The following is a 26,132-nucleotide window of genomic DNA, read 5'->3' as shown; positions in this document are numbered from 1 at the left end:
CACGAGGAGCCCCCATGTCCGAACCGTTCGACCTCTTCCGTATCTCGGAGGAGCAGGAGATGCTCCGCGACTCGGTGCGCAGCATGGCCGAGTCGAAGATCGCGCCGTTCGCGGCCGAGGTGGACGAGCAGGGCCGGTTCCCCCAGGAGGCACGCGACGCGCTGGAGGCCGCCGACCTCCACGCGGTGCACGTCCCCGAGGAGTACGGGGGCGCGGGCGCGGACGCGCTGTCCACGGTCATCGTGATCGAGGAGGTCGCCCGGGTCTGCGCCTCGTCGTCGCTGATCCCCGCGGTGAACAAGCTGGGGTCGCTGCCGGTGCAGCTCTCGGGTTCCGAGGAGCTGAAGTCCCGCTACCTCGGAGCCCTCGCGCGCAAGCGGGGCATGTTCTCCTACTGCCTGTCCGAGCCCGAGGCCGGCTCCGACGCGGCGAGCATGCGCACCCGCGCGGTACGCGACGGCGACACCTGGGTCCTCAACGGCGTCAAGCGCTGGATCACCAACGCCGGCGTGTCGGAGTTCTACACCGTGATGGCCGTGACCGACCCCGACAAGCGCTCCAAGGGCATCTCGGCGTTCGTCGTCGAGAAGGACGACCCGGGCGTCTCCTTCGGCGCTCCCGAGCGCAAGCTCGGCATCAAGGGCTCGCCGACCCGCGAGGTCTACTTCGACCAGGTCCGGATCCCCGCCGACCGCATGATCGGCGAGGAGGGCACCGGCTTCGCCACCGCGATGCGCACCCTCGACCACACCCGGGTGACCATCGCCGCGCAGGCCCTGGGCATCGCGCAGGGCGCGCTCGACTACGCCAAGGGCTACGTGTCCGAGCGCAAGCAGTTCGGCAAGGCCATCGCCGAGTTCCAGGGCATCCAGTTCATGCTCGCCGACATGGCGATGAAGCTGGAGGCCGCCCGGCAGCTCACCTACGCGGCCGCCGCGAAGTCCGAGCGCGCCGACCGCGACCTGACCTTCTTCGGCGCCGCCGCCAAGTGCTACGCCTCCGACGTCGCCATGGAGATCACCACGGACGCCGTTCAGCTGCTCGGCGGCTACGGCTACACCCGCGACTACCCGGTCGAGCGCATGATGCGCGACGCCAAGATCACGCAGATCTACGAGGGCACCAACCAGGTCCAGCGCATCGTCATGGCCCGCAACCTGCCCTGACCCCGGACCAGAGCGGCACTCAGTACCCCGGGGTCCTTCCCGGGGTACTCGCCGTGAAAGCAGCAGGTCACAGGGGACGGGACCGGGTCGGCGCGGACGGTGTCCGCAGGGTCCTCAGTTCCCTGCTCCACCGGCGTCCTGCGGGACGTGCCCGGCAGGCGGCGGAACCTCGATCCCGCTCTCCCTGGCCAGCCACAGTGCCGTCTCCAGTTCGTCCAGCGCGTCCCTGAGCACCGGGGAGTCCGGCGCTTCCGCCGCCTCCTCCAGCGCCGCGCGGGCGGCCAGGATCCGGCCGATCACCTGCTCGCCGTGCTTGTCCACCACGCCCGTCTCACCTCGTCGTGCCGTGGGCGGTGCCGTACCCCGTCAGCGTGCCACCGGATGAACCGTCGTTCAATTCACCGGGGCGCGCCGCCCTCCAGGACACCCGGGGGAGGGCGGGACCGGGCGCCGCGACGACGTCACGTCACCCGATCCCGTCCCGTGCCGCAGGACTTTCCGGCGTTCCGGTGCCCGCCCCGGGCGTGGACGCTTGCCTTGGAGTGGACTCCAGCTCCTAGCCTCGGTCGCATGACCACACCTCAGAAGTCCATCGGATCGGGATTCGGCGCCGAGAGCACGGCGGACGAGGTCCTGCGCGGCATCGACCTGACCGGCACGCTCGCCGTCGTCACCGGCGGATACTCCGGACTCGGCCTGGAGACGACGCGCGCGCTCGCCAAGGCCGGCGCCCGCGTGGTGGTGCCGGCCCGGCGGCCCGAGACGGCGCGGGAGGCGGTCGCCGGCATCGACGGGGTCGAGGTCGAGCAGCTCGACCTGGCGGACCTCGGCAGCGTGCAGGCCTTCGCCGACCGGTTCCTCGCCTCCGGCCGCGACATCGGCATCATGATCGACAACGCCGGCGTCATGGCGTGCCCCGAGACGCGGGTCGGCCCCGGCTGGGAGGCGCAGTTCGCCACCAACCACCTGGGGCACTTCGCCCTCGTCAACCGGCTGTGGCCGGCGATCGAGCGCGGCGGCGGCCGGGTCGTCTCGGTGTCCTCGAGCGGCCACCACCTCTCCGGTATCCGCTGGGACGACCCCCAGTTCACCCGGGGCGACTACGACAAGTGGATCGCCTACGGCCAGTCCAAGACGGCCAACGTGCTCTTCGCCGTCCAGCTCGACGCGCTCGCCCGGGACCGTGGCGTGCGGGCCTTCGCCCTCCACCCCGGCGGCATCCTCACGCCGCTCCAGCGGCACCTGGAGAAGTCCGAGATGGTCGACCGCGGCTGGATCGACGAGGACGGCAAGCCGCTGAACCCGGCGGGCTTCAAGACACCCGAGCAGGGTGCCGCCACCCAGGTGTGGGCGGCGACGTCCCCACAGCTCGACGGCATGGGCGGGGTCTTCCTCGAGGACTGCGACATCGCGGGACCCGCGCCGGCCGACGGCGGACGTGGCGGGGTCAAGGATTATGCGGTGGACCCCGTCGAGGCCGAGCGGCTCTGGACCCTCTCCGCGGAGCTGACCGGCGTCTCCGCATTCCCCGGCTAGCGCCTCAGGCCCACCTCCCATCGCCCGGGTACGCCCCGGGCCCTACGGCCTCCGGGGTGCCCCGCTGGGGCGCGTCCCCGGCTTTCCGCCGGTGGTGGGTTCCTCGCGCTGGGGGGAACTCCCGGTCGAAGTCCGGGGGACCTCGCGCCCCTGTTTCGGCGTGCCGTTCGTTCACTTGTCGGGGTCAGTCCGAGGAGGTGCTCCCGGACTGGCCCCGTCCCCCGCGCCGAACGTGCACCGCCAGGGGCGCGGGGAACTGCGCGACAAGCCACAGTCGATCGCTCAGACGGCAACGGCGGCCCGGGGGCAGCCCGGAAGCCGAGCCCGCCACCGGCGGAAAGCCGGGAACGTACCCCAGGGGGGACCCCGAACCCCGCGGCCGAGCGAACCCGCAACGTCAGGTCAGGGCCGGCCGATACGCGTACACCGTCGTCGCGACAGCACACACGCTGGGCGAGACGATCTCGACCCGAAGCACCTCGCCCGCGGGATCGTAATCGATCCCCTCCGACTCGAACGTGCCGGAACAGATGCTCTTGCGCGGCAACTGGAACAACGTGCTGACGTGCCCCGTGACGGGCATCCCGTCGAGCGCGTGCGGCAGGTCCACCTGGAGCACGTCCTTCGCCGCGTCGTCCGACGCGCACACCAGCCGCGTCGTCGAGACGAAGTCACACCCCTGGACGTCCTGGACGGGCTGGTCGAGCGAGATCTGCCCGGCCTGCGCGAGGGTGCCGCCGGTCCGTGGCGTGGACGGGTTGGTGAGCGGCGCGGGGAAGACCTGGAGCCGGTTCATCGTGCCCCACTCGCCGGCGACCAGCCACTGCGCGTCGGGCGAGACCGTCGCGAAGGAGTTGTTGATCGCCTCCCCGGCGTCCAGCGGGTGGGTGTAGTCGTACGCCGTGCCCGACGGTGTCGTCACCTCGAACATCTTGGAGGTGGCGCCGTCCCCGCCCTGGTAGGCGTCGAAGGTGTAGCCGTCGGCGATGTCGGGGTCGCCGACGTGGTTCCAGCCGGCGATCCGCAGGCCGAGCGGGATCGAGCCGAGGCCGCGGGTCAGCAGCGAGCCGTCCGCGCGGGTGGCGATCCCCTCGCCGCCGGTGAGCGAGTTGACCGTCGAGGAGCCCGAACTCCGCCAGCCGCCGGGGGAGTCGGCTCGGGCGGTGCCCGGCGCGGCGAGGGCGACGGCGGTCGCGGCGAGGAGCAGGACGGCGGTGCGGCGACCCAGTGCGGTTGCGCTCAAGGAAACCCCCAGGGGTGTGGGCGGGCCGCCCGGCACCGCGGCCCGAAGCACCCAGCACCCTAGCCGCGCCGCCCCTTCCGCCACTATGGCATCAGGCCGAACTCCGCCTGAACGCCGTGCACGTGAGCATCACTGCGTTCCGAGGGCATGCCTCCGGACCGGCGGCCTGCCGGCGCGCCGGCCCGGAGCGGCTTCGTCGTCCCGCCGGGAGCGATCGGGCGCGTCTAGGACTTTTCCGGCCCGTAGAGCGCGGCGATGTCCTGTGAGGAGGACCAGCGGCTGTACGTGGGCGACTGCGGCCAGCCCTCGGGCGAGTCCTGCCACTCCTCCTGCCGTCCGTACGGCAGCAGGTCGATCAGCGGGAAGGTGTGGCTGAGCTGCTCGGTGCCGCGGCCCTCGGTGTGCCAGGTGCGGTAGACGGTGTCGCCGTCGCGCAGGAAGACGTTCACGGCGAAGCCGCCGCCGGGAGGCGCGCCGACGTCCGTGCCGAACGGGCTGTTCGCCGTCGAGTACCAGGTCATCGTGTTGCCGACGCGGCGCTTGTAGGCGAGGGCCTCGTCGATCGGGCCCTGGGTGACGATCACGAACCGGGCGTCGTAGGCGTCGAGGAAGTCCAGCCGGGTGAACTGCGAGGTGTAGCCCGTGCAGCCGGGGCACTGCCACTCCTTGCCGGCGAACCACATGTGGTTGTAGACGATCAGTTGCGACCTGCCGTCGAAGACGTCGGCGAGCCCGACCGGGCCGGTCTCCCCTTCGAGCGTGTAGTCGGGCATCCTCACCATCGGCAGACGGCGGCGTTCGGCGGCGATGGCGTCGAGTTCCCGGGTCGCGGCCTTCTCCCGGGCCCGCAGCCGGTCGAGTTGACGCTGCCAGGTCTCCGCGTCGGCGACGGGCGGTAGCGCGCTGGTGCTCATGGTCCCTCACTGGTCCTGTCGGGTGCATGCACGTCGAGGGGTAGACCGGCGGCGTGCCCCGAACTCATCGGTGGCCACCCGCCGGTGTAGGTCGCGGCCCGAGGGCGCCGGTGGGACGCCCCTGGAGGGCTCCGTTCCGCAGCGCGCCGACTTGCCCCGGAAACCCGGCTCTTGACAGGGAAGCGGAATGCGGACCAGCCTATGGCAACGTTGTCAGGCGCGGGCGTCCCTCCACCCGCGCCGCATCCTGCGCCCACGGGATTGGACCTCCGCACATGCCGAACCCTTCGCCCCACCCCTCCCGCCGTGCGGTCGTCTCCGCCGGCTCCGGCCTGCTCGCGGGACTGGGGCTCGCGGTGACGCTGCCCGCCGCGACGGCCGCCGCGGCGGAGCCCGCCGCCCGCCCCTCGGGGAAGGAGGAACTCGCCGCGTACCGGCCGGTCACGGTGTCGTCCACGGACTACGCCCCGACGCCGGGGGAGTTCGCCGTCGACACCCTCACCTCCACCGGCGTGAAGAGCACCGGCTGGCGCGCCTCCGCCGGCGACCCGCAGTGGATCTCGGTGGACCTGCAGGACCGGTGCGCGGTGGACGCCGTGCGCCTGACCTTCGAAGCGACCCTGAACGACCCGGTGTTCGTGCCCTCCACCAGCGGCAACCCGCGGGACAACACGACCGGCCAGGAGATCCTGTCCAGCTGCGCGGTCGAGTTCACCGTCGAGACGTCCCTGGACCACACGTCCTGGACAACGATCGACCGCACGACCTCCGGGACGGGCGGCGTCGTGGACATCACCCTGGCCCGGGCAGTCCCCGCCCGGTGGGTGCGGCTGACCGTCACCAAGCGGTCCAACGCCAACCCGCTCGGCCTCAACGGCTTCGAGGTCTACGGCACGGCGGGCAGCCACCGTCCCGCCGCCACCGGCTGGACCGACTGGGGCACCCACGACCACCGCGCCCCGGACCTGACCGTCGCCGCCGACGGCACCGTCCCGCTGGAGTCCGGCTGGACGCTGACCCTGGACGACCGGGCCGGCGGCGACGGCGCCGCCCTGTCGGCATCGGGTGTGGACACCAGCGGCTGGCTGCCCGCGACGGTTCCCGGCACGGTGCTGGCCACCCTCGTCGACCAGGGCCATCTGCCGGACCCGGTGGCCGGCTTCAACAACCTGCACGTCCCCGAGGCGCTCTCCCGCCACTCCTGGTGGTACCGGCGGGCGTTCTCGCTGCCCGCGGCGCTGCGCACCGGCGCCGGCCGCCACGTCTGGCTGGAACTGGACGGCGTCAACCACCAGGCGGACGTCTGGTTCAACGGCAAGCACGCGGGCGGCCTCGCCCACCCGTTCGGCCGCGCCGCGCTCGACGTGACCGGGCTGCTGGCCTCCGCCGGCGACCAGGTGGCCGCCGTGCAGATCACGCCGATGCCGTTCCCCGGCAGCCCCGGCGACAAGGGCCCCGAGGGCCTGTCCTTCGTCGACGCCGGCGCCAACATGATGAACCGCAACTCCCCGACGTACCTGGCCTCTTCCGGCTGGGACTGGATGCCCGCGGTGCGCGACCGCGCCGCCGGCATCTGGAACCACGTGCGGCTGCGGTCCACCGGCCACGCCGTCATCGGCGACCCGCGGGTCGACACGGTCCTGCCGAACCTGCCCGACACCTCCGTCGCCGAGCTCACGGTCGTCGTCCCCGTGCGCAACGCGGATACCAGCGACCAGCAGGTCACCGTCACCGCGGCGTTCGACGACGTCCGGGTGTCCAGGACCGTCGCCGTCCCCGCCGGCACCAGCATCGACGTCACCTTCGCCCCGGACGCGTTCGCCGCGCTGCGGGTGCGCAACCCCAGGTTGTGGTGGCCCAACGGCTACGGCAGCCCGGACCTCCACGACCTGACGCTCACCGCGGTCGTCGGCGGCCGGGAGAGCGACCGCCGCACGACCCGGTTCGGCATCCGCCAGTTCGGCTACGAGTACGACACCCCGCTGCCGTTCGTCGCCGGCGGCGACTCCTACACGCAGACCGTGAACCTCGGCAGGCAGCAGGCCCAGCACGTCCGCATCCGCTGCCTGACCCGCGCCACCGGCTGGGGCAGCTCGCTGTGGACCCTCGCGGTCCTCGACAGCTCGGCCCCCGCCACCGATCTGGCCCTGCACCGGACCGCCACGTCGTCCTCGGTGGACGAGTCCGACCACCAGCCGGGCAACGCCACCGACGGCGACCCCGGCACCCGCTGGTCGTCCTCCTTCGACGACGACCAGTGGATCGCGGTCGACCTCGGCGCACCGGTCTCCTTCGACCGGGTCGACCTGACGTGGGAGCAGGCCTACGCCCGCACCTTCGTGGTGCAGGTGTCCGCCGACGGCAGCACCTGGACCGACGTCACGACCGTCGACAACACCGCCGTGCCGCTGCCCTTCAACACCGGCGACGCGAGCCTGCAGACCGAGGACTTCACCGCGCGAACCGCCCGCTACGTGCGGCTCCAGTGCCACAGCCGCGCCACCAGCTGGGGCAACTCGCTGTGGACGCTGTCGGTGCTGGACACCGGCCACCCCGGTACCGACCTGGCCCTGCACAAGACCGTCACGGCGTCGACCGAGGACTCCTCGAACCCCGCGGTGAACGCCACCGACGGCAACTCCGGCACCCGCTGGTCCTCGGACTACCTGGACGACCAGTGGATCCAGGTGGACCTCGGCTCCGCGCAGTCCTTCGACCGGGTGGTCGTCGTCTGGGAGGCCGCGTACCCGAAGACGTACACGATCCAGGTGTCCGACGACGGCTCCACCTGGACCGACGTGAAGACCGTCGACAACGCGCCGGTCCCGCTGAAGATCAGCGTCAACGGCGTGCGGGTCTTCTGCCGCGGCGGCAACTGGGGCTGGGACGAACTGCTCCGCCGGATGCCGGCCGACCGCATGGACGCGGCCGTGCGGATGCACCGCGACATGAACTTCACGATGATCCGCAACTGGGTCGGCTGCAGCAACCGCGAGGAGTTCTTCGCCAGTTGCGACGAGCACGGCCTCCTGGTGTGGAACGACTTCCCCAACGCGTGGGGCATGGACCCGCCGGACCACCAGACCTTCAACGACCAGGCCCACGACACCGTGCTGCGCTACCGCATCCACCCCTGCGTGGTCGTGTGGTGCGGCGCCAACGAGGGCAACCCGCCGGCGGCCATCGACACCGGCATGCGCACCGCGGTCCAGCAGCAGGCCCCCGGCGTGCTGTACCAGAACAACTCGGCCGGCGGCATCATCTCCGGCGGCGGCCCCTACGGCTGGATCGAGCCCGAGCGCTACTCCTCGCCGAGCACCTACGGCAGCGGCAGCTTCGGCTTCCACACCGAGATCGGCATGCCGGTGGTGTCCACCGCCGAGAGCACCCGCTCCATGGTCGGCGACACCCCGGAGTGGCCCATCGGCGGCGCCTGGTACTACCACGACTGGAGCACCCGCGGTAACCAGGCCCCGCAGAACTACCTGGCCGCCGTCGAGGCCCGCCTCGACCAGGTCCGGGACCTCGACGACCTCGCCCGCAAGGCGCAGTTCGTCAACTACGAGAACACCCGCGCGATGTTCGAGGCGTGGAACGCCCACCTGTGGGAGGACGCCAGCGGCCTGATGCTCTGGATGTCCCACCCCGCGTGGCACAGCACCGTGTGGCAGACCTACGACTACGACTTCGACGTCAACGGCACCTACTACGGCGCCCGGAAGGCCTGCGAGCCCTTCCACGTCCAGGCCGACCCGGTCGACTGGCACGTCATCGCGGTCAACCACACCCCCAAGGCGCTGAAGGGCGCGACGGTCACCGCGCGCGCCGTCGACCTCGCCGGGCGGCAGATCGGCGCCGTCCAGCGGACCACGCTGGACGTCGACGCCTCCGCCACGGCGGCGGCGTTCACCTCCGGGTGGACCGCGGCGCTGCCGGACCTGCACCTGCTGCGGCTCACCCTGCAGGACGCGCACGGCACGACCCTGTCGGAGAACACCTACTGGCGGTACCGCGAACCGGCCGCCATGAAGGCGCTCAACGGCGCGACCCCGACGAAGGTCACCGCGGACCTCGGCAAGGTCACCGGCTCCGGCGACCGCCGGACCGCCACCGCGACCCTCCGCAACCGCGGATCGTCGGTCGCCGCCATGGTCCGGCTGTCGCTGCTCAAGGGCACGACGGACGAGCGCGTGCTGCCGACGCTCTACGGCGACAACTACCTGTGGCTGCTGCCCGGGGAGTCCCGGACGGTCACGATCTCGTGGCCCGCGGCGTCGCTGCCCTCGGGCCGGCCCTCGCTGCGCGTCGAGGGCTACAACGTCCCCCGGACGGTCACCAGGGGCTGACCCGCACCACCGCACAACCGCCCCGCGGGCCGCATGCCGCGGGGGCTGTGCCGGGCTCCTGCCTCCGGACCCGTCGACCCGGTGGCTCGGCGCCCCTCCGATCCCGCCCCGGCGCCGGCCGCATACCCCGGCGCTGGGGCGGACCTCATCGGCCGATGTCCTCGAACCACAGGTCGGGCCGCGCGGCGACGAAGTCCCGCATCAGCGCGACGCACGCGGGATCGTCCATGACCGTCACCCGCACGCCGTGCTCGGCGAGCCACGCGTGACCGCCCTCGAAGGTGCGTGCCTCGCCGATGAGGACCGCGCCGATCCCGAACTGCCGGATGAGGCCCGAGCAGTACCAGCACGGCGACAGCGTCGTCACCATCGTCGTGTCCCCGTAGCCGCGCAGACGGCCGGCCGCGCGGAAGGCCGAGGTCTCGCCGTGCGCGGACGGATCGCCGTCCTGCACCCGCCGGTTGCGGCCCCGGCCGAGCAGCCGCCCGTCCGCCCCGAACAGCGCCGCGCCGACCGGCACTCCGCCCTCGGCCAGTCCGGCCCGCGCCTCCTCCAGGGCCACCGACAGCATGCTCGTGTGATCCGGTGCCACCGTTCCCGTCATGCCTCCACTGTCACCGCCGCACACCCCGGCCGCAACGCACCACACGCGGGACCGGTCCCGAACGAGCCAGGACGGAGCGGGCCTCCTGGCGGTCGGCGCCACCCGGCCTCGCGGATCAGAGCCCGTACACCCGCAGCGCGTTGTCCCGGCCGATCATCCGCACGACCCGCCGGGCGTCCGCCGCCGACCAGTCACCGGCGTCCACCCATCCCCGCACCACCTCGCCCGTCGCCCGGCGCCACAACGCGGCCCCCAGGAAGTGCAGTTCGGCCGGTCCCCAGGCGTCGGAGGAGTACAGCAGCTTGGCGAACGGCGCCAGTTCCATCGACTCGGCCACGACGGCCGCCGCCCGCGCGCCGACATGGTTCACGGCGAGGCCGACGTCGCAGTAGACCTGGTCGAACGCCTGCGCCAGGTAGCCGGCCTCGCGGTGGAAGGGGTAGCAGTGCAGGAGCATGACGGGGACGGCGGCGACCGCGGGCTGCCGCAGCAGGCCGGTGAGCAGCAGCGGACTGACCCGGTGCAGGTCCAGGTCCCGGTCGCCGAAACCGGTGTGGAACTGGATCGGCAGACCGCGTTCCACCGCGCAGTGGACGCCGTGCCGCACCAGCACCGGATCGGTGAGCCGCGGCTGCGGCCCGGCGGCCGCGAGCCAGCGCGCGGCCGCCGCCTCTACGTCCGCCAGGTCCGGGGGTGACCAGTCCAGATCCAGGCCCGAGCGGTAGGCGGCGACCGTCTTGACCGCGACGGCGTCCCGCGTGGCCTCGTGCAGCAGATCGCGGAACGCCCCGGGGTACGCCGCCGCGCTCGTCCCTGCGGCCGCCAGCGTCTCGGCGAGCGCTTCGAGGCGCACCACGGTGTGCCCGGCGCCGCCCGCGGCCCGTCCGAGCGCCTCCGGGGAGAGCAGCCGGTCGCCCTGGTACCCGGTGTCGACCAGCCAGTGGTCCACGCCCGCCGCCGGCAGCAGCCGGGCGATCACCTCCGCCTCGCCGAGGGCGGCGCGGCGTTCCCAGTACGCGTCGGCGGGGGCGTGTTCGGGCAGGTCAAGCAGCGGGGCACACCAGCGCCGCACCGCGAAGCCCAGTTGGGAGTCGAACGCGGACATCCAGGGCGGCACCGGGCCGTGCGGGCCCTCCCGCAGGGACTCCTCGAACCGGGCCCGGTCCGGCGCCGTCGCGAAGGCGCCGTGCACATGGTGGTCCACCAGCCCGAGGTCCGCCGTCCAGGCGTCCGGTGTCACGGCAGCGCTCCTTCCCCGCACCGATGCCGGCCGCGTCTCACAGCGACCAGGCGAACCGGAAGCGGTCCGTGAGGTCGCCGATCCCGGTGGCCCCGTACGTCTCCGCCTCGTGGCGGCGGACCGCCAGCACCGCGGCCATGATCTCGTCGCCGAGGATCCGGCGCGCGGTCCCGGACGCGGCCAGCGCCTCCAGCACCGCCTCCTGCGTCTCCGGCAGCCGCTCGGCCGACGGGTCCCGCACCGGGTCCACCGTGACCTCGGGCGGCAGTTCGGCACTCCGCCCGATGCCGTCCAGCGCGAGCCCGAGGAGCGTCGCCGTCGCCAGGTAGACGTTGGCGGAGGGATCCCCGCACTTCAGCTCGACGTTCGCCCCGTGCGGGGTGCCGCGGGTCGCGCCCACCAGACGCACCGCGGCCTCACGGTTCTCCAGACCCCAGCAGGCGAAGGCCCCCGACCACGTGCCCGGCCGCAGCCGGGCGGAGGACAGCAGCGATCCGGCGAAGATGCCGAGCGTGCCCGGCAGGCCCCGCACGATGCCGCCGATCGCGGCCGCGCCCTGCCCGGTCAGCCCGTGCGGGCCGTCGCCGCCGGACAGCAGCGGCACGCCGTCCCGCGCGAGGGACAGGTGCAGATGGGCGCCGTTGCCCGCGCCGCCGGCGAACGGCAGCGGTGAGAAGGACACGAGCAGGCCGTGGTCGCGCGCCACCTGCCCGGTCACCAGCCGGGCCAGCACGACGCCGTCGGCGGAGGCCAGCGGCTCGGCCGGGGCCAGGGACACCTCGAACTGCCCGGTGCCGTACTCCGCGTGGACCTGCTCGACGGGCAGCCCCACGTCCTCCAGCGCGCCCGTCAGGTCCGCGACGAATCCGCCCCGCTCCAGGACCGCGCCGAGCCCGTAGGGCTGCCAGTGGCGCTCCGGCAGCCGCCGGCCGTCGCCGTCGGTGAGCACGAACTCCAGCTCATGGCCGACCGTCGCCGTCACGCCGGCCGCCTCGGCGGCGGCCTGCACCCGGCGCAACTGGCCGCGGGCGCAGGGCGCGGAGGGTGTCCCGTCCTGGTCGAAGAACTCCGCCGGCGCCCACGCGTAGCCGCCGCCGATCACCCGCGCCGCCGTGAGATCCGCGCGCAGCCGCAGGTCGCCGACGACGCCGAGCCGGTCGGTGAAGGCGACCGCCGCGTCGGCGCAGAAGACGTTCCAGGACGGCGAGGCCCCCATGCCCGCGGCGTGGAAGGCCGCGGCCCGGCGCAGGGGCACGGTCTTGGCGCGGGCCACTCCCGCCATGTCCACGACGGATCCGACGAGGACCCGGACACCGCTGCCGGTCAGGTCGGCCAGGCGTGCGGTCAGTTCGCCGCCGGTCAGCACGGGCATGGGATCGGTGAGCGGCACGAAGGCCTCCTGTCCTGGGCGGGCACGACCTCCGCGCACGCTAGCGGACCCGCCCCCGCCCGCGAAGCCGTCCACGCCCGTCCCTCCCACAACACCGGCCCCGCCGACGCGGCGCCGCTCAGTTCCAGGGGAGGGCGGCGCGGTGCGCCCAGTAGTCGGCAGGGGACTCGGCGAGCTCGGTCAGGTCGTCGAGCTGCACGGGGGAGAGGTGGACGTCGGCGGCACGCAGGTTGGACGTGAGCTGCTCGGCCGTGGCGGCTCCGGACAGGACGACGTCGGCCCACGGCTGGTGGAGCGCCGCCGCCAGCGCGACGCCGTCGCGGGTGCTGCCCGTGGCCTCCGCGATCGGCAGGAGGACGCGGTCGAGCCCGGGGTCGGGCACGGCGAGCCGCCCGTTGGCGACGCCCTCCTTGACCATCACCGTGCACCCCGCGTCGTGCGCCTCGGCCAGCGCCGGCCCGGCCGACGGCTCCAGCGGGTTCCACGTCGCCTGCACGCTGCGGAACAGCGGCCGGCCGTCGACCTCCACGGCCAGCGCGGCGCGGATCGCCTCCGGCTGCCCGGGGCCGCTCACCGACACGCCGACCGTGACGCCCTCGGCGGCCAGCGCGGCCAGCCGGCCGTGGAGCACCGTGTCGGTCAGAGCCGGGCTGTCCGGCGTCAGGGAGTGGATCTGGTAGATGTCCAGCCGGTCGCCGAGCAGTGCGCGGGTCTCGGCGATCTGCCGGTCGTAGGTCGCGACGCTGTGGTCCTTGATCTCGTGCGCCTCGGCGTGGACGTGCCAGTCGGCCGTGTAGGTGTAGCCCCACTTGCTGGAGATCACCAGCCCGGGCCGGTCCCCGGCGCCGGCCAGCCAGTCGGCGAGGAACTCCTCGGCCCGGCCGTAGGAGCGCGCGGCGTCGACGTGGCGGACGCCGCCGGCGTACGCGAGGTCGAGGAGCTCGTGCACCCGCTGCCGGAGCGCGTCCACCGCGCGCCCCGGCGGCAGGTCGCGCTCCCGGCCGAGCGTGATGTAGCCGGGCCGCCCGACGGCGGCCAGGCCCAGTCCCATCCGGCGGACCGCGGGCTCGGTGTGCTGGTGTGCGGTCACGGGCGGCTCCTCACGATCGTGCGCGCCCCCGGCACCGGGGCGCGGCGGTGCTGCGCGGACCGTCGGGCCCGGCATGATCACCGTAGTCCCGCACGACCGCGATGCGCGGACGACCCGGCGGCCCGGTGCCCCCGGCTCCCGGCCGTCACCGCCGGAACGCGCGGAGCGCGGCGACCCCGCCCGCCGGTCGCCGCGCTCCTTCCTGCTCTTCCGGCCGGCTCAGGTTCCGACGGTGGTGGTGAACTGCCCGGCGCCGCTGTCCTGCAGCCACTGCGACCAGCTCAGGTTGAAGTCGGCGTAGCCGTTGCTGCCCGCGGCCTTGCCGCGCGGCGAGCCGGTGATGGTGACCGGGTCGCCCTGCCGCGCCCAGTCGTAGAACCACTTGGCGTTGGCGAGGGACAGATGGACGCAGCCGTGCGAACCGTTGCCGTGACCGGGCTGCGGGTCGCCGGTCGAGTAGTGGATGTAGGTGCCCGACGTGGTCAGGTGGACGTCCCAGGGCAGCGTCAGGTCGTAGTAGTTCGGGCTCTTCTTGTCGCAGCTGATGCCGACGCTGCAGGAGGTCATCCGGACCTTGGCCTGCTTGTCGATGACGGCCATCGTGCCGTCCCACGAGGGCCAGCTCGGGCTGCCCGCGTCGATCGGCATGGTCTTGACGACCTTGCCGTCGCGGGTGACCCGCATGGTGTGGTCCGGCACCGACACCGTGACCTCGTCGTCGCTGCCGATGGTGAAGTCGTGGCGGTAGTCGTGCACGCCCACCCGGCCGCTGCCGTTCGACACGTTCGTCATCTGCGCGTCCAGTGAGACCTTGGTGCCGGCCTTCCAGTACGACTGCGGCCGGAAGTCGACGCGCGTGCTGCTGAACCAGTGCCAGGCGCCGGTCGTGGGCACCGACGTGGTGATCTTCAGGTGCTTCTCGATGTCGGCCCGCGCCGAGGTCGCCACCGGGTTGGTGAAGACCACCGATATCGGCATGGCCACCCCGACCGTCGCCCCGGTCATGGGCGTGATCGTCTCCAGCAGCATCGGTGGGGGCGCCGGCTTGGTCGTGGTCGGACTGGGCTTGGTGCTCGCCGACGGCGTGGCCGGGGCGGAGTCGCCCGGCTTCGAGGCAGACGAGGAGCCCCCGCCGTTGCACGCACTGGTGGCCGCGAGCACCGCGCCCGTCACCAGTGCGATCGCTATGCCTGTCCTGCCCCGACCCATGTTCCCCACTCCGCTCATGTCACTGCCTCAGAAGACTCCACCCTAAAGGGACTCGTATCCCATCACGGCGGTTGCAGGCACCACGTAAAGGCTCTGCCAGGTCGGGAGGGCCGTCACGACAACCTGTCGTCCGATCTAGTGACAGGTGCGGAGACCGGTTGCTTCAATGCAGCAAGCGCTTACCATCCGGTGATTGGAGCATTTGCCGTGCAGATCTCGCGCCGCGCCCTGCTGTCCGCCGTCCCGGCCGCCACGCTGCTCGCCCTGACGCCCGCGCTGCGGGCCCGGGCCGCCGAGCCGGACGGCGCCGATCCGGCCGCCGCGTCCGCCGACCGCACGGCGCTGCTCGCCAACACGGTCGCGATCTTCGCGGGCACCGCCACGTCCAACGCCCGCCCCGAGGCCGCCGCCAAGATCGCCGCCATCGCCGCGACCGCGCGCAGCCGCCTCGCCGCGATGGACGCCGCGACCGGTGCCGCCGAGCTCTTCCACGGCGTCACCCTCGGCACCAGCGACCCGAACCTCACCACGTCCTTCCAGTACCTGTACGAGACGGCCCTGGCGACCCGCGCGCCCGGTGTGGCGCCGGACCTCTACGGCAGCACCGCCGTGCAGCAGCGGGTCGCCGACGGCCTGACCTGGCTCTACGACCACTTCTACGGCGACCAGTCCCAGGGCTACTACGGCAACTGGTTCAACTGGGAGATCGGCATGTCCACCTACGTCAGCAAGACCCTGGTCCTGCTCGACGACTACCTGACGGCGAACCGCCCGGATCTGGCCTCCGCCTACGTGGCGGCCATGGACGGCTACCTCCGCAACGGCAAGAACGGCGACGTCGACCTCGACTCGCGCTTCCACACCGGCGCCAACCTCGCCGACATCACCACCAACCGCGTCCTGCAGGGCGCGGTCCTGGGCGACGACGCCCGGATCAGCAAAGCCCTCGCCGACCAGCTCACCGTCTACGCGGCGATCGACCCCTACCACCTCCAGCACGGCGTGACCGACGGCTTCTACGCCGACGGCTCCTTCATCCAGCACTCCTCCGTCGCCTACACCGGCTCCTACGGCAGCGGCCTGCTCACCCGCATCCTGCAGACGATCAAGATGCTCGACGGCACCGGGTACGTGCAGGGCGACGGCCTGGTCGGCGTCGTCCAGGGCTGGGTCGCCGACGCCTTCGCCCCGCTGATCTTCGAAGGCTGGATGATGGAGATCGTCAAGGGCCGCGCGGTCTCGCGGACCACCACCGGCTACGCCGACGTCGCCGCGATCGTCGAGGCCGTGGTGGACCTCACCGGATACGCGGCGGACGGCGACGCCACCGCACTCGGCGGCTACGTCAAGTTCGTCCGGCAGACCTCCCGCAGCGCCCCCGACCCGGCGAAGTTCGTCTCCCCGGTCAGCGTGGTCCGCTACGCCGACATCCTGGCCGACGACGCGATACCCGCCCGCGACCTCAACGCGCCCGCACAGCACACCGCCTTCGCCGCGATGGACCGCAGCGTCCACCGGCGCCCCGGATACGCCTTCGCCCTGTCCCGCAGCTCCACCCGGATCAGCGGCTACGAGTACATGAGCGGCGAGAACCTCATGCCGTGGTTCCAGGGCGCCGGCGCCCACTACCTCTACCTCACCGGGCAGGACCAGACCCAGGCGTACGGCATCGACTACTTCACCACCGTCTCGCCCTACGCCCTGGGCGGCGTCACCGCCCCCGTGGAGACCCGCGAGACCGTCCCCGAGCTGTACGGCACCGCCTGGTACGACAACCCGGCGCTCGGCTTCACCTCGTCATCGGTCTCGCAGAACACCTACGTCTACTTCCCGCTCTCCACCAACGCCTACTCCGGGGGCGCGCGCCTCGGCGCCTACGGCACCGCCGGGTACGTCCAGTCCGACGACGCCGCCTACACGGCCAAGCAGGCCGGACAGCTCCCCGACGACTTCGTGGCCTACCGCAACGCCGACGCCACCAAGTCGTGGTTCATGCTCGACGACGAGATCGTGGTGCTCGCCGCGGGCGTCGGCGACGGCGCCGGGCGCGCCGTGACCACCACCCTCGACACCCGGATCGCCGGTCCGTCCGACGCGGTCGCCCTGACCGGGCGCCTGCGCGGCGGCACCCCGTGGACCGGCACCGGCACCGGCCCGCTGGCCTGGCTGCGGTACGCCGACGCCACGCAGGGCGTCGCCGTCGGCTACGCGTTCCTCGACGGTCCCGAGGCGACCGTCGCCCTGGACACGGTCAGCCGCAGCCGCAGGGCCGTGCGCACCTCCAACCCGGACACGACGGCGAGCAAGCAGGTGTTCTCGCTGTCCGTCGACCGGCCGGCCGGCGCACCCCACACCAGCCTGGCCTACGCCCTCGTCCCGCACGCCACGCAGGACGCGCTCGCCCACTACGACCGCGGCCCGCTGGCCGTGATCGCCAACAGCACCCAGGTGCAGGCGATCCGGCACAGCACGCTCGGCCTGCTCGCCGCCAACGCCTTCACCGCCGGCACCCACCACGCGGAGCGTCTGACCGTGGACGGCCCGGCCTCGGTGATCCTCCGCGAGGAGCGCGGCACCACCTCCATCGCCGTCGCCGATCCCACGACAGGCCGTGACACCGTCTCGGTCCTGGTCCACGGCCGGGCGATGCGGGCGGTGTCGGCCGACGAGGGCGTCACCGTGCGGCGGGTGCCCGGCGGCACCCGGCTCGACGTGACCACGCGGCAGGCGTACGGGCGCAGCTTCCAGGCGGTGCTGCGCTGACGGGGCGCCGCTCGTGGGGACGTGCGGTGGGGGTCCCGCGGCCGGCACCGCCTGACGGTGACGGCCGCGGGACCTCCGGGCGGGGGCGTGGTCGTCGGTGGCCGCGGGACCTGGCGGCGGCTGCTGCGGACGGGCGGACCCGGGATGCGGGATGCCCGGGCGCATGGGGTGATGTCTACATGGCGAAAGAGACCGTGGCCGAACAGTTCGTGGACGTCCTCGTGCGGTCCGGCGTGCAGCGCCTGTACGGCGTGGTCGGCGACAGCCTCAACCCCGTGGTGGACGCCGTGCGGCGCAACCGCTCCCTCGAATGGGTGCACGTCCGCCACGAGGAGACCGCGGCGTTCGCCGCCGGGGCCGAGGCCCAGCTCACCGGCAGGCTCGCCGCCTGCGCCGGATCCTGCGGCCCCGGCAACCTCCACCTCATCAACGGTCTGTACGACGCCCACCGCTCGATGGCCCCGGTGCTCGCCCTCGCCTCGCACATCCCCAGCAGCGAGATCGGCACCGGCTACTTCCAGGAGACCCACCCCGACCAGCTCTTCCGGGAGTGCAGCCACTACAGCGAGCTGATCTCCAACGCCGGCCAGATGCCGCGGGTGCTGCGGATCGCGATCCAGCACGCGGTCGGCCTCGGCGGCGTGTCCGTCGTCAGCCTCCCCGGCGACATCGCCGCGCAGACCGCGCCGCGCAGCGTGGCCGAGCACGCCATGGTCTCCCGGCGCCCCCAGGTCAGGCCGGGCGACGCCGAGATCGACGAGTTCGCCGCCCTCGTCGACGCCGCCCAGCGGATCACCCTCTTCTGCGGCAGCGGCACGGCCGGCGCCCACGACGAGGTGATGCGGTTCGCCGAGCGGGTCAAGGCACCGGTGGGGCACGCGCTGCGCGGCAAGGAATGGATCCAGTACGACAACCCGTTCGACGTCGGCATGAGCGGCCTGCTCGGCTACGGCGCCGCCTACGAGGCCATGCACGAGTGCGACCTGCTGATCCTGCTGGGCACCGACTTCCCCTACAACCGCTTCCTGCCCGAGGACGTACGGATCGTCCAGGTCGACGTGCGCCCCGAGCGGCTCGGCCGCCGGTCGCGGCTGGACCTCGCGGTGTGGGGCGACGTCGGCGAGACGCTACGCTGCCTGAGCCCGAAGGTCCGGGTCAAGAACGACCGCCGGTTCCTGGACCGCATGCTGCGCAAGCACACCGACGCCCTCGAAGGCGTCGTCAAGGCCTACACCCGCAAGGTCGACCGGCACGTCCCGATCCACCCCGAGTACGTCGCGGCCGTGCTCGACGAAATGGCCGACGACGACGCGGTGTTCACCGTCGACACCGGTATGTGCAACGTCTGGGCCGCCCGCTATCTGACCCCCAACGGCAAGCGGCGGGTCATCGGGTCGTTCTCGCACGGCTCCATGGCCAACGCACTCCCGCAGGCCATCGGCGCCCAGTTCACCGACCGTCGCCGCCAGGTGGTGTCGATGTCCGGCGACGGCGGGTTCAGCATGCTCATGGGCGACTTCCTGACCCTCGTGCAGTACCAACTGCCCGTCAAGGTCGTGCTGTTCAACAACTCCTCACTCGGCATGGTCGAGTTGGAGATGATGGTCGAAGGGCTGCCGCCCTACGGCACCACCAACCGCAACCCCGACTTCGCCGCGCTCGCGAACGCCGCCGGGGCGTACGGGATCCGCGTCGAGAAGCCCAAGGACCTGCGCGGCGCCCTGAAGGACGCGTTCCGTCACAAGGGTCCCGCCCTCGTGGACGTGGTGACCGACCCGCACGCGCTGTCCATCCCGCCGAAGATCACCGGTGAACAGATCGGCGGCTTCGCGTTGTCCATGGGCCGCACCGTCCTGGACGGCGGCGTGGGCAAGATGGTGCAGCTGGCCCGCGCCAACCTGCGCAACGTGCCGCGTCCGTAACGGAGTCGACCGAGCGCCGGCCGGACGGTCCCGGCCGGTGCTCCGGCCTGCGCCCACCCGTGCGTGAGCTCGGGGGAACGCTCGAGGGAATCGCGACCGGCGCCCGAGAACGGCCCCGTAACCTGCGTGTGGGCACGCCGGAGAACAGCGACGCGGCCACGGTGCGCACGTGGACCGATGCCCGCCCCGGGAGCAGCGCCTCGCGCCACCCCGGCATCGCGGGCGGTGACGCGACCGGCCGCGACGCCGCGCCGTTCACCACGCCACCGTGCGCTGACCGGACGAGCGCGTCCGCCTGCTCCCGTCGTTCGACCGTTCGACCGCTCCGACGAAGCTCATCGCCCCGTCCGACCGCGTCCCCGTTCGAAAGGCAGGAGGCCCATGGCAGACTCGACCGCCGTCCCGACCGACGGCGTTGCCGTGAAACGCCGCGTCACGCTTCCCTCGCTCACCGGCCTGAGGTTCCTGGCCGCGATGTGCGTGTTCCTCTACCACACCTCCTACCTCAACGACCCCTTACGACCGACCATGCCGGTCAGCTTCTTCGGGGACCACGACGTCGCCAAGCCGATCGCCGACTTCCTGGAGCCCGCGGGCCGCATCGGCGTGTCCTTCTTCTTCATCCTCAGCGGCTTCGTGCTGACGTGGTCGGCGACGGCGGGCGAGCGGCCCACCGCCTTCTGGCGGCGCCGCGCGCTGAAGATCTACCCCAACCACATCGTGACCTGGGCGCTGGCCATGTGGCTCTTCGCGTCGTCCACCCCCGTGCACGCCTACGTGGCGAACCTCCTCCTCGTGCACGGCTTCAGCAACCGGCCCGACACCGCGGTGAGCGTCAACTTCCCGTCGTGGTCGCTGTGCTGCGAGATGCTCTTCTATGCCCTGTTCCCGTTGTTCATCGTCCTTGTCCGCCGCATCTCCGACCGCAGGCTGTGGTGGTGGGCCGCCGGGATGATCGCCGGCGTCGCGGCCGTCACCGTCGTGACCACCCAGCTCGTCTCCGGCGGCGTCAGCAGCCCGTTCGGCAACCTCTCCGCCAACCAGGAGTGGTTCGGCTACGAGTTCCCGCCGCCGCGGCTCTTCGAGTTCGTCTTCGGCATGATCCTGGCCCGCATCGTCGCCGCGGGCATGTGGCCGCGCATCGGCCTGCTGCCCGGCACCGTGCTCTTCGCCGGCGGTTACTGGGCCGCGCTCAAGGTGCCCAACCCGTACGACTTCAGCCTCACCACCATCATTCCGATCGGCATGATCATCTGCGCCGCGGCCGCGTCCGACGAACGCGGCAAGGGCGGCTGGCTCTCCGGACGCACCATGGTGTGGCTCGGGAACGTCTCCTTCGCCTTCTACCTGCTGCAGGCGCTCGTCATCTTCTACGGCCGGCCCAAGGTGTTCCACGCCCACACCTACGACACCGTGCCCGCCATCGGCCTGTGGATCGCGCTGCTCCTGGCGAACGTACTCGCCGCCTGGCTGCTCTACAGCCTGGTCGAGCGGCCCATCATGCGCCGCTGGGCACGCAGCAGGAAGAGGCCGGCACGGGTGGTGCCGGTCCCCGCGGAGACCGTGCCGACGGGCGAGGCCGTCTGACCGGCCGAACCACTCACCACCCTGACCCTGAGCGTCTGCACGCGCCCGGTCGTCCCCCGCACGTCGGGGGAGGCCGGGCACTTGTTTTGGGTTCTCGCGCGGGAATTCCGGAATAGGTTCCACCGCTTCGGCCCGCCTATCGCGATATAGCGCCGCGCGCGCCAGGCGCGTTCCAGCGGGCGTCGAGAAGGTCTGTGGCGGCGTCGTGAACAGTCGGGTAAAGAGCCGGGAAAACGCGTCCCGTCGGGGGAGCCGCGTATGCCGGCCGGCACTCGCGAACAGGAGCCACGCCATGCTGTCTCTCGATCTCTCCAACCGAACCGCTCTGGTCACCGGTTCCACCGCCGGAATCGGCAGAGCCACCGCCCAGCAACTCGCCACCGCCGGTGCCCGCGTCTACATCAACGGCCGCACCGAGGAGCGTGTGCAGACGGCCATCGCGGACATCCGCAAGGCCGTTCCCGACGCCGAGCTGTACGCCGCACCCGGCGATGTGTCTACGGGTGAGGGCGTACAGGAAATCATTCGTGTGCTGCCGGAGACCGACATCCTGGTCAACAACGCCGGCACCGCCGAACTCAGCCAGTTCACCGAGGTGTCGGACGAGAGCTGGCAGCGGCTGTGGGACCTGAACGTGATGAGCGGCGTGCGCCTGTCCCGTCACTACGTCGCCGGAATGGCCGACCGCGGCTGGGGCCGGATCATCTTCGTGTCGAGCGAGTCCGCGCTCGTCATCCCGCCGCAGATGGTGCACTACGGCGCGACCAAGACCGCGCAGCTCGGCGTCGCACGCGGGCTGGCCGAGGCCTACCCGGCCTCGGGGATCACGGTGAACTCCGTGCTGCCCGGCCCGACGCGCTCCGAACTGGTGGAGCGGTACTTCGCCATGGTGCAGGAGCAGCAGCCGGACCTCTCGCTCGAGGAGATCGAGCGGGAGCACCTGGAGAGCGCTCACCCCGGCTTATTACTCGGCCGGTTCGCCGAGTGTGAGGAAGTGGCGAACCTGATCGCGTATCTCGCCTCACCCCTGTCCACGGCGACGAACGGCGCCGCCCTGCGGGTGGACGGCGGCGCCCTCCGCAACGTCGCCTGACCGCTTCCGGGGTCTGCCCATCGCCCTTGGGGGCCTGGCCCCTCGGCCTCAGCTCCAGTGGTCCGCCATCGGGGCTGAGGCCGTCCCTTTCGCACTCCGGGCGGTCCCGCGGACGCGCTTGGTGCGACCGTGCTCGGCCAGGAGGGCCACGGCGCCCGCGTTCAGCCCTGCCGCGGCCCTGAGCTGCAGCCAGTCGGACGCGGCGAGCAGGGCGTCCCGCTGCCAGGGCAGCCGCAAGGCGATGGCGCGCAGAAGGCCCCACTCCTGAAGGCGCCGGCTGAGGAAAGGGTGGCCGTCGACGGCGGCCTGTATCGAGGCGGCCCAGCCCGCGAAGTCGGCTCCCAGCAGCAGCGCCTCGGCCCGGCGGTCCATGTGGCGCAGGACGGCCGACTGCGCCATGCCCCGGTGCTCGTCGGTGAGGACCCGGCGGACCAGGGTGAGTTCATCCGCGGACGGGACATGCTCCAGAGAGTCGAGGTAGGCGGCGAAGCGGAGATGTTCATCGGGCTCGTCCTGCGGCAAGGGAGCGGTCTCCTGGGGAAGTTGGGGCCGACGCCCGGCCGAGGGCGTCATGCCCGGCAGCTTGCCGGAATGTGCACGGGGCAACGGCAGTCCTCGCCGGAGGCCACCGACGGTACTCCCGCCAGGCCCGCAACTCCGCCTGGATCAGCGGCTCCCGAGGCAATGCCGCCGTCTGCCAGACTCGCCGGGTGGAGCTGATCGGGAGGGGCCGCGAGGCCGACGTCTTCGCCGTGGACCAGCGGCGGGTGCTGCGCCGTACGCGTGACGGCCGGGACGCCGAGCCGGAAGCGCGGCTGCTGCGGCACCTGGCCGGGCACGGGTATCCCGTGCCCGAGGTGTACGACGTGGACGGCGCCGACCTCGTCATGGAGCGCCTGAGCGGCCCGAACATGAGCGAGGTGGCCCGCTCGCAGCCGTGGCGTGCGCGGGGCCTGGGCGCGACCCTCGGCCGCCTGCACCGCTCCCTGCACGCCGTACCGGCCCCTGCCTGGCTGCCTCCCGCGACCGCCGACGACGACCGCCCCTGCGTGGTCCACCTCGACCTGCACCCGGACAACGTGCTGCTAACGCCCCGCGGCCCGGTGGTGATCGACTGGGCCAACTCGGCTGCGGGAACGGCGGCCCTGGACGTCGCGATGACGCTGGTCATCCTGCTGGGCATCGAACTCCGCGCGCATGAACGTCTGTTGATCCGCGTGCTGCTGTCCGCGATGCGGCGCGCCTGCGGCACGGACCCGCGCCCCGCCCTTCCCGCCGCGGTCACCCGCCGCCTCGCCGACCCCAACCTGACGCCGCACGAGGCCGCCCTCGTCACGCGCTTGGGCCGCCGCTACGGCTGAGGAGTACGCATCCGGGGGCGGGTCACGTCGCCGGCCCAGCTCTGCCGGCGAAGGTGGGCTCACGGCGACTGGAACGTCACCGAGGAGCGGTGCCTGCACGTTCTGGGCAGGTCTGCACAGTTCAGGCGGACCTCGGCGAGCTCGACGGCTCCCGGCTCGTCAGGCCTCGGTCGTGTTCTTCAAGGCGCACCGGAGATCGCGCATCGTGAGGTCGGGTTCCCGGTAGCGCTCGGTGAGGCGGGTGACCACGGTACGGATTCCCGCATCGAGACGGGCCAACGTCACCGCACTGCCCCGTTGTTCGTACGTGAGCAGCTTGAGGATGTTCAACCAGTGCGACCGGACCGCGTCCGGAACGACCGCGTCGAGGCCCGCGAAGAGCTCGTAGTGCTGTCGCGGGTCCGATACGGCGAGCGCGAGCGGAACGCCGGCCGGATCGACCCGGGTCGACGGACGCCCTGGCGCGGCGGCGTCATCGGTGGACAGGGCGTACAGCCTGAGTGCCAGCAGCGTCCGGCTGAGGCCGTCCGCGGTGGGAGCGGACAGTCGCCATGCCGCATAGGAATCCAGCAGGCGATCTCGTTGCCAGGGCACGTGGTCGTGAACCTCGAACACCGCATCGGCGTACGCGACACAGGCGTCCCAGACCTCCTGGGGACCCTCGGGCGGACCGGGCATGCGAGTGATGCTTCCGCAGGTTGCAAGGATCCGGCCAGGGCGCAACCACGGGGGCGCTCGGCGCGGGGCTTACTCACGCGGCGTTCTCGTCAACCGCCCTGACTGGGCGGCCAGGTGCGGCCGCCGGTGGCTTCCCGGGCCAGGCGGTGCCACTCGGCCTCGCCGCCGGGCAGGGTCAGGAGCAGGTCGGCTGTTCCGCGGTGGTGAGGTCGTGGAGTCGGCGGGCGAGCTGGGGGCCGGCAGTGGCCGTGCCGTCGGGGACCGCAGGGCCGTGAGTGGCACGCAGGGCGGCGAAGCGGCGCAACTCGACGGCGTAGAAGTCGGCGTCCGTGGCGCGCGCGGCGAGGTCGTCGCCGGGCAGCGTGCGGTGCAGCTGCAGGAGCGGGGGCTCGACGCACTCGGCGATCGCGGCGGCGAGCCGCGCGTGACCGTCCAGGATCAGATGGCAGTCCAAGCCGCTGACCCACCACAGCAGGACGGGGGCCAGCGGCCTCTGTGGATCGGTCCGTCGCACTTCTGCTCATGGCTGAAGGCCGGCACGTTGGCCGCGGTGGCCATCTGGGATGCGGTCACCCGGGGGGTTGAACGCGCCGCATTCCCTGACCGCGGGGACTTCGGCCGAAGTGGCGGCTGCTGCGGCTCTCAGTGACATGCGTGGCTGCCGGTCAGGCAGGGCGGGACGCCGTACCTCGTCGTCGGGGGTGCCGGCGGAGCGGTCCTGGGGGTGGTGGACTGGACGGCGTAGCTGTCGACGAGGGAGAACGCGGCCACGTAGCGGTGCATGACGTGAGCGGATCGGCTCACCGTAAGGGTCGCGAGGGGATGCCAGGTGAGGTAGACGGTGCCGTCCACCGTGTACTTCTCCGTCGTGCCGCCGACCTGGATGTCGCCGGTGTCCGCTTCGGGCGTGCAGGGACGCTCCGCCACCGCGACCCGCAGTCGGACCCCGAGCCCGCCGTGCGCCATGCCGTAGTTCTGGGAGGACGGCCTGTATCCCGCGGAGACGCACAGCGGTGGTGGGGTCGGCGCCTCGGTGCTCCTCTGCTGCGGCCCGGCCGGGGACGGGGCACCAGCGGTCTGGCCGATGCGGGCCGTCATCGCGGTCAGCGAGTTCTCCAGCGAGGTCGCGCCTACCCATCGCCTGGCGGCCAACGTAGCGTCGAGCTGGTGAACGCGCGTGCGGAGGTCCCCGTCGAACGCGACGTAGACGACGGTGCTGCGGACGCAGTTGACCGGTGCCCACCGGGCCGCCCCGAAGAGGGCGCTCTCGTTCTCGGTCCGGCACGAGTCCGCTACGGACGTACCGAGCGGGGCGGCCCAGGGTAGCGCCGAGGTCAGCTCCGCGAGCTGCGCGGAACTGGTGCGCGCGGCGGCCGCGTCGGCGGTCCGCGTGGCTGCCGCGTGCGCGAAGGCGTCGATGTCCGGGGGCTTGCGGTCCCAGGCGCGGTGAAGTTGCCACAGCGCTATGAGCACCAGCAGGCATACCAGGCCGGCGGCGACCAGCGCGGTGATCCCGCATCCCCGGGCCACCGCTTCTGCCCTCTGACGTCCCCCCGTGGGTCTTTCCATGGCACGCATGGTCGCGGGCCCACACCGGAGTTGCGGCAACAGCCCGGTCTCCATCCGGTCTCGCCATCCGGAATGGCCCCTTTCATTCGGGGAGGTTGTCTCCCATTCTGTCGGGATGCCCGCTGCCTCGCACCGGTGAATGGGTTTGTCGAACAGGTTTGGTGCGTGGCCGCGGGCGGTGAGCTGTCTGTTCAAGCGTGGATGGTGGGGTTTGGGCGTGGCGAGATTATTCGTGCCCAGCCCCATTTTGTTTTTCCTTTAGTTGTTGGGGGTTCCGAGGTAGTGGTGGAGGTGGGTGGTGAGGTGGTGGGGGTTGGTGCCGGCGTATGCGATGTATCCGTCGGGTCGGATGAGGAGGGTGTGGGTGGGGTGGTAGGGGTGGGGGTTGGTGAGGGTTCCGGTGTGGGTGGTGAGTCGGTTT

At 72.3% G+C, this 26,132-nt stretch carries 21 protein-coding genes; 8 read left to right on the top strand and 13 right to left on the bottom strand.

What is annotated here, in order from left to right:
- Positions 1-14 precede the first annotated feature (14 nt).
- Positions 15-1,166 (top strand): acyl-CoA dehydrogenase family protein, encoded by a 1,152-nt coding sequence (locus K7862_RS27915; RefSeq protein WP_222967347.1) that lies wholly within the window; start codon positions 15-17, stop codon positions 1,164-1,166.
- Positions 1,167-1,280: 114 nt separating this feature from the next.
- On the opposite strand, the gene K7862_RS27910 is transcribed toward K7862_RS27915, so the two are convergent.
- Positions 1,281-1,490, bottom strand: a complete 210-nt coding sequence (locus K7862_RS27910) for a hypothetical protein (protein WP_222967346.1) — start codon at positions 1,488-1,490, stop codon at positions 1,281-1,283.
- Between the two features lie 246 nt (positions 1,491-1,736).
- Here K7862_RS27910 and K7862_RS27905 point away from each other — a divergent pair, with 246 nt between their 5' ends.
- Complete coding sequence (locus K7862_RS27905) at positions 1,737-2,702, top strand: SDR family NAD(P)-dependent oxidoreductase (RefSeq protein ID WP_222967345.1); 966 nt, start codon at positions 1,737-1,739, stop codon at positions 2,700-2,702.
- A gap of 397 nt (positions 2,703-3,099) precedes the next feature.
- Here K7862_RS27905 and K7862_RS27900 read toward each other — a convergent pair whose 3' ends face one another.
- A complete protein-coding gene (locus tag K7862_RS27900; protein WP_262413933.1) occupies positions 3,100-3,945 on the bottom strand; it encodes a hypothetical protein in 846 nt (281 codons plus the stop codon).
- Positions 3,946-4,169: 224 nt separating this feature from the next.
- Positions 4,170-4,859 carry a DUF899 domain-containing protein gene (locus K7862_RS27895; protein ID WP_222967344.1) on the bottom strand — a complete coding sequence of 230 codons (690 nt, stop codon included), beginning with the start codon at positions 4,857-4,859 and terminating at the stop codon, positions 4,170-4,172.
- 275 nt (positions 4,860-5,134) lie between these two features.
- On the opposite strand from K7862_RS27895, the gene K7862_RS27890 reads away from it, so the two are divergent.
- The gene (locus K7862_RS27890; protein ID WP_222967343.1) at positions 5,135-9,205 is read left to right on the top strand and encodes a discoidin domain-containing protein; all 4,071 of its coding nucleotides are present in this window, start codon (positions 5,135-5,137) and stop codon (positions 9,203-9,205) included.
- Positions 9,206-9,350: 145 nt separating this feature from the next.
- Here the strand turns inward: K7862_RS27890 and K7862_RS27885 are convergent, their stop codons facing one another.
- The 5 genes from K7862_RS27885 to K7862_RS27865 form a co-directional block, all read right to left on the bottom strand.
- Positions 9,351-9,809 (bottom strand): nucleoside deaminase, encoded by a 459-nt coding sequence (locus K7862_RS27885; RefSeq protein ID WP_262413932.1) that lies wholly within the window; start codon positions 9,807-9,809, stop codon positions 9,351-9,353.
- Between the two features lie 115 nt (positions 9,810-9,924).
- Positions 9,925-11,049, bottom strand: coding sequence for an amidohydrolase family protein (locus K7862_RS27880; RefSeq protein ID WP_308012226.1), 1,125 nt, complete (start codon positions 11,047-11,049; stop codon positions 9,925-9,927).
- 37 nt (positions 11,050-11,086) lie between these two features.
- Positions 11,087-12,439 carry a type I glutamate--ammonia ligase gene (locus K7862_RS27875; protein ID WP_222967341.1) on the bottom strand — a complete coding sequence of 451 codons (1,353 nt, stop codon included), beginning with the start codon at positions 12,437-12,439 and terminating at the stop codon, positions 11,087-11,089.
- Between the two features lie 118 nt (positions 12,440-12,557).
- Positions 12,558-13,490 (bottom strand): aldo/keto reductase, encoded by a 933-nt coding sequence (locus K7862_RS27870; RefSeq protein ID WP_262413938.1) that lies wholly within the window; start codon positions 13,488-13,490, stop codon positions 12,558-12,560.
- Positions 13,491-13,748: 258 nt separating this feature from the next.
- Positions 13,749-14,738: a L,D-transpeptidase gene (locus K7862_RS27865; RefSeq protein ID WP_222967339.1), complete on the bottom strand. Its 990-nt coding sequence runs from the start codon at positions 14,736-14,738 to the stop codon at positions 13,749-13,751.
- A gap of 207 nt (positions 14,739-14,945) precedes the next feature.
- Here K7862_RS27865 and K7862_RS27860 point away from each other — a divergent pair, with 207 nt between their 5' ends.
- From K7862_RS27860 to K7862_RS27845, 4 genes are all read left to right on the top strand, one after another.
- Entirely contained in the window at positions 14,946-17,501 is a 2,556-nt protein-coding gene (locus K7862_RS27860) for a polysaccharide lyase family 8 super-sandwich domain-containing protein (protein WP_222967388.1), read from the top strand.
- A gap of 179 nt (positions 17,502-17,680) precedes the next feature.
- The gene (locus tag K7862_RS27855; RefSeq protein WP_222967338.1) at positions 17,681-19,423 is read left to right on the top strand and encodes a pyruvate dehydrogenase; all 1,743 of its coding nucleotides are present in this window, start codon (positions 17,681-17,683) and stop codon (positions 19,421-19,423) included.
- 381 nt (positions 19,424-19,804) lie between these two features.
- The gene (locus tag K7862_RS27850) at positions 19,805-21,010 is read left to right on the top strand and encodes an acyltransferase family protein (protein WP_222967337.1); all 1,206 of its coding nucleotides are present in this window, start codon (positions 19,805-19,807) and stop codon (positions 21,008-21,010) included.
- A 292-nt stretch (positions 21,011-21,302) separates the two neighbouring features.
- Complete coding sequence (locus K7862_RS27845) at positions 21,303-22,103, top strand: SDR family NAD(P)-dependent oxidoreductase (RefSeq protein WP_222967336.1); 801 nt, start codon at positions 21,303-21,305, stop codon at positions 22,101-22,103.
- Positions 22,104-22,151: 48 nt separating this feature from the next.
- Here the strand turns inward: K7862_RS27845 and K7862_RS27840 are convergent, their stop codons facing one another.
- Positions 22,152-22,625 (bottom strand): hypothetical protein, encoded by a 474-nt coding sequence (locus K7862_RS27840; RefSeq protein WP_262413931.1) that lies wholly within the window; start codon positions 22,623-22,625, stop codon positions 22,152-22,154.
- Positions 22,626-22,813: 188 nt separating this feature from the next.
- Here K7862_RS27840 and K7862_RS27835 point away from each other — a divergent pair, with 188 nt between their 5' ends.
- Positions 22,814-23,464, top strand: a complete 651-nt coding sequence (locus K7862_RS27835; protein ID WP_222967335.1) for a phosphotransferase — start codon at positions 22,814-22,816, stop codon at positions 23,462-23,464.
- A gap of 159 nt (positions 23,465-23,623) precedes the next feature.
- Here K7862_RS27835 and K7862_RS27830 read toward each other — a convergent pair whose 3' ends face one another.
- The 4 genes from K7862_RS27830 to K7862_RS38530 form a co-directional block, all read right to left on the bottom strand.
- Complete coding sequence (locus K7862_RS27830; RefSeq protein ID WP_222967332.1) at positions 23,624-24,142, bottom strand: hypothetical protein; 519 nt, start codon at positions 24,140-24,142, stop codon at positions 23,624-23,626.
- Positions 24,143-24,317: 175 nt separating this feature from the next.
- Positions 24,318-24,656 (bottom strand): hypothetical protein, encoded by a 339-nt coding sequence (locus tag K7862_RS27825; RefSeq protein ID WP_262413930.1) that lies wholly within the window; start codon positions 24,654-24,656, stop codon positions 24,318-24,320.
- Positions 24,657-24,784: 128 nt separating this feature from the next.
- Positions 24,785-25,711, bottom strand: a complete 927-nt coding sequence (locus K7862_RS27820; RefSeq protein WP_222967330.1) for a hypothetical protein — start codon at positions 25,709-25,711, stop codon at positions 24,785-24,787.
- Between the two features lie 258 nt (positions 25,712-25,969).
- The coding region (locus K7862_RS38530) for an aromatic-ring hydroxylase C-terminal domain-containing protein (RefSeq protein WP_372461689.1) at positions 25,970-26,132 on the bottom strand (163 nt) is incomplete at its 5' end.

This window comes from Actinacidiphila acidipaludis (assembly GCF_019890725.1).
Classification (GTDB): domain Bacteria; phylum Actinomycetota; class Actinomycetes; order Streptomycetales; family Streptomycetaceae; genus Actinacidiphila; species Actinacidiphila acidipaludis.
Note: the sequence above shows the minus strand (reverse complement) of the source record. Positions and strands in the feature narration are given on the sequence as shown.

Excerpts from the sequence above, each read along its gene's own strand:
- K7862_RS27865 (WP_222967339.1), bottom strand. The coding sequence starts at position 14,738 with ATGGGTCGGGGCAGGACAGGCATAGCGATCGCACTGGTGACGGGCGCG.
- K7862_RS27895 (WP_222967344.1), bottom strand. The coding sequence starts at position 4,859 with ATGAGCACCAGCGCGCTACCGCCCGTCGCCGACGCGGAGACCTGGCAG.
- K7862_RS27870 (WP_262413938.1), bottom strand. The coding sequence starts at position 13,490 with ATGGGACTGGGCCTGGCCGCCGTCGGGCGGCCCGGCTACATCACGCTC.
- K7862_RS27885 (WP_262413932.1), bottom strand. The coding sequence starts at position 9,809 with ATGACGGGAACGGTGGCACCGGATCACACGAGCATGCTGTCGGTGGCC.
- K7862_RS27845 (WP_222967336.1), top strand. The coding sequence starts at position 21,303 with ATGCTGTCTCTCGATCTCTCCAACCGAACCGCTCTGGTCACCGGTTCC.
- K7862_RS27915 (WP_222967347.1), top strand. The coding sequence starts at position 15 with ATGTCCGAACCGTTCGACCTCTTCCGTATCTCGGAGGAGCAGGAGATG.
- K7862_RS27850 (WP_222967337.1), top strand. The coding sequence starts at position 19,805 with ATGGCAGACTCGACCGCCGTCCCGACCGACGGCGTTGCCGTGAAACGC.
- K7862_RS27830 (WP_222967332.1), bottom strand. The coding sequence starts at position 24,142 with ATGCCCGGTCCGCCCGAGGGTCCCCAGGAGGTCTGGGACGCCTGTGTC.
- K7862_RS27905 (WP_222967345.1), top strand. The coding sequence starts at position 1,737 with ATGACCACACCTCAGAAGTCCATCGGATCGGGATTCGGCGCCGAGAGC.
- K7862_RS27820 (WP_222967330.1), bottom strand. The coding sequence starts at position 25,711 with ATGGAAAGACCCACGGGGGGACGTCAGAGGGCAGAAGCGGTGGCCCGG.
- K7862_RS27890 (WP_222967343.1), top strand. The coding sequence starts at position 5,135 with ATGCCGAACCCTTCGCCCCACCCCTCCCGCCGTGCGGTCGTCTCCGCC.
- K7862_RS27855 (WP_222967338.1), top strand. The coding sequence starts at position 17,681 with ATGGCGAAAGAGACCGTGGCCGAACAGTTCGTGGACGTCCTCGTGCGG.